General features: G+C 46.1%; 1 protein-coding gene. It reads left to right on the top strand.

The window, feature by feature from the left end; all coding sequences use genetic code 11:
- A partial coding sequence (locus ACWYVB_RS24145) for a Glu/Leu/Phe/Val dehydrogenase dimerization domain-containing protein (RefSeq protein WP_457530444.1) occupies positions 1-614 on the top strand: 614 nt, incomplete at both ends.

Here is a 614-nt window from a genome sequence, read left to right as displayed (position 1 = left end):
CCTAAAGGAAAATCTGACGGTGAAATCATGCGATTTTGCCAATCATTTATGAACGAGTTATACCGCCACATTGGTCCCGTTACCGATGTTCCTGCTGGCGATATCGGCGTCGGTGCGCGTGAAATTGGTTATATGTTTGGTCAATATAAACGATTGACAGGCCGCTACGAAGGAGTACTTACAGGCAAGAGCCTTCTTTGGGGGGGCTCACTTGTTAGAAAAGAAGCAACGGGATACGGAACCGTATATTTTGCGGAATGCATGCTCAATGACCGTAATGATTCACTAAAAGGCAAAACTTGCCTCGTTTCTGGCGCAGGTAACGTCGCTATCTATGCAATTGAAAAGCTATACCACATGAGAGCAACCCCAGTAACATGCAGCGATTCTAGAGGCACGATTTATCATGAACACGGTATTGATCTGCAGCTCCTCAAGCAACTAAAAGAAGTGAAAAGAGCAAGTTTAGAAGAGTATTTAGACACTTACGCTGAAGCAGAGTATACGCCGTTGGGTGACTATCCTAATGAAGGGCACGCTGTATGGCGATATCAAGCTGACGCCGCATTCCCTTGCGCGACCCAAAATGAACTGACGTCAAACGATGCTCTTGC

Source organism: Vibrio sp. JZG10 (assembly GCF_054064075.1).
The sequence above is the reverse complement of the archived record's forward strand: the minus strand, read 5'-3'. Positions and strand labels throughout refer to the sequence as shown.